Raw genomic sequence first — 347 nt, forward strand, 5'->3', positions numbered from 1 at the left:
CCAGCAACCAACAGCTTTGGGCAGGCCATTTAATAGATACCACAGTACCAGTATCCGAGACAACACTCCCTAACTACAGCCCTATTGATAATACCTGCATAGGTAGCATTGCTAATGGGAGTCGGCAAGATGTTAATACGGCGGTAACGGCAGCCCGAGACGCTTTTGAACATGGTGAGTGGCGACGGATGTCTCCTGCAGAGCGCAAAGCTATCATGCAGCGCTAGTGTCAGTTAATGCATGAGCATATGGATGAGTTAGCTGCCTTAGATTGCGTCGACGCAGGCAAGCCTATTACTGAATGCCTTAACACTGACCTGCCCGCTACGATTGAAACCTTTGAATGG

At 49.3% G+C, this 347-nt stretch carries 1 protein-coding gene; it reads left to right on the forward strand.

Features of this window, described 5'->3' with window-relative positions; translation table 11 throughout:
- The first annotated feature begins 32 nt into the window (after window positions 1-32).
- Window positions 33-227: an aldehyde dehydrogenase family protein gene (locus SB725_RS30390; protein ID WP_410923057.1), complete on the forward strand. Its 195-nt coding sequence runs from the start codon at window positions 33-35 to the stop codon at window positions 225-227.
- Window positions 228-347 lie beyond the last annotated feature (120 nt).

Origin of the sequence: Pseudomonas sp. SIMBA_041 (assembly GCF_046535095.1) — a bacterium.
Lineage (GTDB): Bacteria > Pseudomonadota > Gammaproteobacteria > Pseudomonadales > Pseudomonadaceae > Aquipseudomonas > Aquipseudomonas mucoides.